The 6,897-nt window shown below is 70.4% G+C and carries 3 protein-coding genes; all 3 read left to right on the top strand.

The genetic code is table 11. The features are described from left to right. A partial coding sequence (locus H0B54_RS06810) for a flagellin (protein WP_281389978.1) occupies positions 1-345 on the top strand: 345 nt, incomplete at its 5' end. Positions 346-477: 132 nt separating this feature from the next. Further along, positions 478-885 (top strand): flagellar biosynthesis repressor FlbT, encoded by a 408-nt coding sequence (locus tag H0B54_RS06805; RefSeq protein ID WP_094306943.1) that lies wholly within the window; start codon positions 478-480, stop codon positions 883-885. Beyond that, positions 882-6,875 carry a tetratricopeptide repeat protein gene (locus tag H0B54_RS06800; RefSeq protein ID WP_188259721.1) on the top strand — a complete coding sequence of 1,998 codons (5,994 nt, stop codon included), beginning with the start codon at positions 882-884 and terminating at the stop codon, positions 6,873-6,875. Before H0B54_RS06805 ends, H0B54_RS06800 begins: the two co-directional genes overlap by 4 nt. Positions 6,876-6,897 lie beyond the last annotated feature (22 nt).

The raw sequence follows: 6,897 nt of genomic DNA, 5'->3' as shown, positions 1-6,897 counted from the left end.
CAGAACCTGACCACCAGCGGCCAGGGCCTGCGTCTGGACTACGCGCAGAACGACTGGACCGACCGCGCCGACATCGACAAGGCGGTCGCCAGCATCGACTACGCGAAGCAGACGCTGCGGTCGTCCTCGCAGACGCTGTCGACCAACCTGAACGTCATCACGACCCGTGAGAACTTCACCAAGGAGTTCAGCGACGTGCTGACGGAAGGCGCGAGCAAGCTGACGCTGGCCGACCAGAACGAGGAAGGCGCGAACCTGCTGATGCTGCAGACCCGTCAGCAGCTCGGCACCATCGCCCTCTCGCTGGCCAACCAGTCGCAGCAGTCGATCCTGCGTCTGTTCTAAGCCTGAGAGTTCGGGTAGGATCACGCCCGGCGGGCGGCGGCGCAAGCCGCCGCCCGTTTCATTTGGTGCGGCGCTTTCCGGCAAGCGCTTTCCGCTTCCGCGCGCCGCCGAGACAAGGACCGGGTCCGTTTCATGCCTCTGAAGTTCGTTCTCCGCCCCAATGAAAAGGTCATCATCAACGGTGCGGTCATCGGGGCCGGTGACCGTCCCGGCTCGTTCTTCCTCTACAACACCGCCAATTTCCTCCGCGGGCGTGAGGTGTTGAAGGAAGAGCAGATCGATTGCATCGAGAAGAAGCTCTACTTCGTCATCCAGCTTATCTACATTTTCCCCGAGGACTCGGTGCTCAACCTGCAGCGCTTCGCCTCGATACTGGGCGAGACGCGCGATGCTCGTCCTGATTGCCGCGATGACCTTGATGAGATTGAACGGCTCGTGGAAGCCCGCAATTATTACCGCGCGCTGAAAATCTGCCGGAAGATGTTCAAAGGCGGCTCCGAAGGGGCGGCGGAAAGCCCGGCGACCGATCCGGCGCCGTGATCGACACAGTCGTTGACGGGCGGGGCGGCCAATCCGCGGACGCGCTTTTGACCGACGCCATCGACCTTCACCGGGCGGGAAATCTGGATGAGGCGCTGCGGTTCTACCGCCGCATCCTAACCGCCGATCCGGCCCATACCGATGCCCGTCACCTGTCGGGCATCGCCGCCTATCAGGCTGGTCAGCCCGAGCAGGCCGCCGCGTGCTTCCAGGCGGCCCTGGCGATCGATCCATCCTTCGCTCCGGCCTACAACAGTCTGGGCAATGTTCTTGCCGACCGGAATCATCCGGAGGCTGCGGCCCGCGCCTACCGCCGTGCCATCGCGCTTCAGGATGGCTATGCCGAGGCGCTCGGCAATCTCGGTCTCCTCCTGCAAGCGCAAGAGCGGATCGGCGACGCCGTCGCGGCTTATGAGGAGGCGCTGCGCGCCGATCCCGGACGCACGGCGACCCGCTTCAATCTGGCGGTTCTTTATCGGCGCCTCGGCCGTCTCGACGAGGCCGCCCTGGCCTTCTACCGGGTCGTCCAGACGCAGCCGAACCATGCCGAGGCGTGGCGCAGCCTGGCGCTCGTGCTGCGCGTCCTGGATCATTCCGACGCGGAATTGTGCCTGCGCCGCGCCTTGTCCGACGATCCGACCGATCCCGAGGTGGCGCGGGACCTGGGAACGCTTCTGAACGAGCGTGGCGACTTCGCCGAGGCCGCGTTGGTTCTGGCCCCGGCGGTGGATGCCGACACCGGCCGCGACGCGCGCCTGCTCTTCCATTTGGGCAGCGCGCTTCAGGGGGGCGGGCGATTGGCGGAGGCGGTTGTCCGCTATCGGCAGGCTCTGTCCGCGGACCCTCTGCTGGCGGGAGCGTGGAACAATCTGGGCGTGGCGTTGCTCGACCGGGGCGACCATGCCGCTGCGGTGACCGCGTTGCGGACGTGCATCGCGTTGCGTCCCACCGATGCGGTGGCCTTCAACAACATGGGCACCGGCCTTGACGGCGTGGACCGGCCGGAGGAGGCCGCGCGCGTCTTCCAGCGTGCCCTGACCATTCAGCCGGACTATGGCAAGGCGCTGAACAATCTGGGCAATTCCCGCCGGGCGGGGCGCCGGGCGGAGGCCGCCGCGGCGCTGTACCGGCGGGCGCTGATCGTCCAGCCGGACTATCCCGACAGCTACACCAACCTCGGCAACGTTCTCAAGGATTGGGACGACTGGCAGGGCGCGCTGCGCCTGCACCGGCGCGCGGTGCGCCTGGCACCGCAGAGCGCCATTGCGCTGACCACCATGGGCCTTGCCCTGAATGTGCTGGGACGGAACGAGGAGGCGGAGGCCGCGCATCGGCGCTCCCTGTCCATCGACGCGGCGCATGCGGAAGCCTATGCCAACCTCGGCATGCTGCAATGGCAATCGACGCGCGTGGCGGAGGCGGAACGAACCCTGCGCCGCGCCCTGCGCATCGACCCGGCCCTGGCCGCGGCGCGGCTGAACTTCGCTCTGGTCAGCCTCGCGACAGGCAACCTGCGGGAGGGCTGGGAGGCCTACCAGGACCGGTTCAAAGCCAAGGAGCATCCGGAACGCACCATCGCGGCGCCGCTCTGGCGGGATGACGGATCGACCGTTCGCCGCCTTCTGGTCTGGCGCGAGCAAGGGGTGGGGGACGAGCTGATGTTCGCTTCCTGTTACCCCGCCCTTGCGGATCGCGTGGCGGAGGGCCGGATCGGTCAGGTCATACTGGAGTGCGACCGCCGGCTGGTCAGCCTGTTCGCCCGTTCCTTTCCCTGGGCCACCGTCCGGGCGGAAACCACCGCTGCCGACGGGGCGGAAACGCTGGACCCTGCGGACTGCGACGCCCACATCGCCGCGGGCGCTCTGCCGCGCCTTCTGCGTCCGGATATGGCGAGCTTTCCGTCCCGTCCCTGGCTGGTGCCCGACCCGGAACGCCTCATCGTGTGGCGGGAGCGGCTGGCCACCCTGGGGCCGGGCTTGAGGATCGGCATCGCTTGGCGCAGCCAGCTGATGACGACCGAACGAAAGGCCGCCTACGTCACCCTGGAGGCGTTCGCGCCCCTGTTCAGGGTCCCCGGAGTGGTTCTCGTCAACCTTCAATACGGCGACTGCGCGGCGGAGGTCGCCGCGGCGGAGGCGCGGTTCGGCGTGACCATCCACCGCTGGGCCGATCTGAATCTCAAGGATGATTTCGAGGGCGCGGCGGCCCTGACCGCCTCGCTCGATCTGGTCATCGCGCCCGCCGTATCCACGGGCGAACTGGCGGGAGCCCTGGGCGTGCCGGCTTGGCGCATCGGCGCCCGCGACTGGACGCAACTCGGCACCGGCGTTCGCCCCTGGTACCCGACGATGCGCCTGTTCCAGCCCCGTCCCGGCGAGCCGCTGGAGGCCGTCATGACCCGCATCGCTCAAACCCTGCGCGATCTGGCGCGGCCGGTCGAGGCCGCGCCTTGCCGTCAACCTCCAGCACCGGTGACACCCGTGGATGTCGCACCGTTGGTCACCGAGGCCATCGCCCGCTACCGCGCCGGGGCGCTTCACGAGGCGGAGGCCCACTGCCGGGCGGCGCTGGACAGCGTGCCGGAGCATCCGGTGGCCCTTCATCTCCTCGGAATTCTGCGGCTTCGGCAAGGCGACGCCGGAGACGCGGCGGCGGTCCTGGCCCTTGCGGTCAAGGCCGATCCCGGCAACGCCGCCGCGCACGCCGCCCTGGCCGACGCCTGCCAAGCGATGGGCCGGCACGACGCGGCGCTGGCAGCGCAACGCAACGCCATCCTGCTCTGTCCGGACGGAGCAGAGCACTGGCTCAACCGCACCGCCCTCCTGCGGGGGCGTGGCGAGACGGGCGAAGCGGAGGCCTGCGCGCGGCGCGCCCTGCGGATTCGCCCCGCGCTCGGCGTGGCGCACGCCCATCTGGGGCACCTGCTCGCCGAGCGCGAGGACCGTGCGGGAGCGGAGCGGAGCCACCGGCGAGCGCTCGCCTTGACGCCGTCGGAGGTCGACGCGCTGGTGAATCTCGGCGCTCTTCGGCTGAGGGCCGACCAGCCCGCCGAAGCGGAGCAGCTGCTGCGCCGTGCCACCGTGGTCGCACCGGACGACGCCGCCGCCTGGAGCCACCGGGGCAGCGCGCTCGACCGGCTCTGGCGCGTCGACGAGGCGTTCGCCTGTCACAGCCGGGCTGTCGACCGCGCGCCGACGATGGCGGAGGCTCAGGCGAATCTCGCCATGCACTGGGCGCGACGGCAGCGACCGGAGGAGGCCATTGCGGCCTATCGCCAAGCCATCCAGTCCAACCCGGCTCTGCCGACCGCTCATTACAATCTGTCGCTCCTTCTCCTGGAGCAGGGCGAGCTTCGCTCCGGGTGGGCGGAGCATGAATGGCGGTTCGACACCCCCCAGTTCCGCGACCAGAAGCGGCGCTTCGCGACAAGACCCTGGCGTGGCGAGAACATCGCGTCCTCCCGTCTGCTGGTCTGGCGTGAGCAGGGGGTGGGCGACGAGATCCTCTTCGCCTCCTGCTATCCCGATCTGCTGCGCCGCGCCGGGCATGTCGTGGTCGAATGCGACCGCCGTCTGGTGTCGCTCTTCGCGCGCTCCCTTCCCGGCGCGACAGTCCGTCCTCCGACCATCGAGCCGCGCGACGTGGACGTTCAGGTCGCTGCGGCGTCGCTGCCGCGGCTGCTGCGTTCCGACTTGAAGCGGTTCCCGGCCCAGCCCTGGCTGGTGCCCGATCCCGGACGCCTGGACCGCTGGCGGGGCCGGCTGGCCGCTTTGGGACCGGGGCTGAAGGTCGGCATCGCGTGGCGCAGCCAGATCATGGACGGGGAGCGCCGGGCCGCCTACGTCACGCTGGACGCCTTCGCGCCCCTGTTCGCTCTTCCAGGGGTGGTGTTCGTCAACCTGCAGTATGGGGAATGCGCGGCGGAGATCGCGGCGGCGGAGGCGCGGTTCGGCGTGACCATCCATCGCTGGGACGATCTGGACCTGAAGGACGATTTCGAGGGCGCGGCGGCGCTGACCGCCAATCTGGATCTGGTGCTGACGCCCGCCGTCTCCTCCGGTGAACTGGCCGGCGCCCTCGGCGTGCCGGTCTGGCGTTTCGGGCACCGCGACTGGACGCAGCTCGGCACCGGCGTTCGCCCCTGGTTCCCGACGATGCGCCTGTTCCAGCCGCGTCCCGGCGAGGGGCTCGAGGCCATCATGGGCCATATGGCGACCGCCCTGCGACGCCTCATGCCCACGCCTGACGACCCACCGACCGGCAGCATCCAGCGGGGGGGCCCGGATGATCTGGACGCCCTGCTGGAAGCCGCCGCCGCTCATCACCAGGACGGGAGGCTGGCCGAGGCGGCTCCGCTGTACGAGCGTGTGCTGAAGGCGCAGGCGGACCATCCGGTCGCCCTCCACCTGTCGGGATTGCTGGCGCACCAGTCCGGCGACTCCGGGGCGGCGGCAGGGCGCATCACCCGTGCCCTGGACGCGTTGCCCGGTTACTCGGCCGCCCAGTCGAGCCTGGGAACAGTTCTGCTGGCGCTTGGCCGTGCACCGGAGGCGGTGCGCCGGTTCCGGCTGGCGCTCGCCCTGCAACCGGCCGCCGCGGCGTTTCTGACCAATCTCGGCAATGGGCTGGAGGCGGCGCACGACCTGCCCGCCGCCGCCGAGGCCCACCGCCGGGCGACCCTGGCCGATCCGGCCCTGGCGGAAGCCCACGACAATTGGGGCGCTGTGCTGACCCGGATCGGTGCGTTGGAAGCGGCCGAGGGATGCCATCGCCACGCCCTGCGTTTGGCGCCGGACCGCGAGGGTGCTTGGCTGAACCTCGCGGTGGTGTTGCGCCGAGCGGGGCGGCTGAACGAAGCATGGTGGGCGCTGGCCCGTGCCTTGTCCCTGGCGCCGGCGCAGGGAGATGCGCTGGCCAATCTGGGGCGGCTGCTGCGTGACCGGGGCGAGGAGGCCGCGGCGGAGCGCTGGTGCCGCCGCGCCCTGGCGGTGGAACCGGGGCACCCGGCGGCGGCTTTCAACCTTGGTCTCCTGGACCTGGCCCGCGGCAGGCTGGAGACGGGCTGGGTCGGCTATGACGCCCGCTTCCGTGCCCGGGAGCTGTCCGGTGCCGCCCGCGCCGTACCCGTCCCCGCCTGGGAGGGGGAGGACCCGTCCGGCCTGCGCCTGCTGGTCTGGGCCGAACAGGGGATCGGTGACGAGATTATGTTCGCCGGTTGCCTGGACGAGCTGATCGCACGGGCCGCCGCCGTGGTGGTGGAGTGCGACCGGCGGCTGGTGCCGCTGTTCGCACGCTCCTTTCCCCGCGCGGACTGGCGTCCAGCACCGGCGGACCCGGAAGCGCCCTGCGCCGGAGTCGACCGCCACGCCGCAATGGGATCGTTGCCGCGCTGGCTGCGGCCCCGCTTCGACCGCTTTCCATCGCGCCCGTCCTTCCTGACCGCCGACCCGGAGCGGGCCGCCCACTGGCGGGAGCGGGTGGACGCGCTCGGCCCCGGCCTGAAGGTGGGGATTGCGTGGCGCAGCGGTCTGATGACGGCGGAGCGCCGCGGAGCCTACGCGCCGCTCGGCGCCTGGGCGCCGGTCTTCGCGCTGCCGGGGGTGGTCTTCGTCACCCTGCAGTACGGCGATTGCGCCGCAGAGATCGCCGAGGCGGAGCGGCGGTTCGGGGTGACCATCCACCGCTGGGACGATCTGGATCTCAAGGACGACCTGGACGGCGTGGCGGCCCTGATGACGGCGCTCGACCTCGTCATCACCCCGGCAAGTTCGGTGGGGGAAATGGCGGGGGCCCTGGGAGTGCCGGTCTGGCGGTTCGGGCCGCGGGGAGACTGGACGGCGCTCGGCACCGGCGTCCGGCCCTGGTTCCCAAGCATGGCGTTGATCCCCGCACCGCCGGGGGAGCCCGCATCCGGCGCCTTGCCGACGATCGCGCGCCGTTTGGCCAGACTTCGCGCCGCGGCTGTGCCGCACGCCGGCAACAGTTTATGAAGGTCGGGCGCACATCGTAAAG

Source organism: Azospirillum tabaci, from assembly GCF_014596085.1.
GTDB classification, from domain to species: Bacteria; Pseudomonadota; Alphaproteobacteria; order Azospirillales; family Azospirillaceae; genus Azospirillum; species Azospirillum tabaci.
Note: the sequence above shows the minus strand (reverse complement) of the source record. Positions and strands in the feature narration are given on the sequence as shown.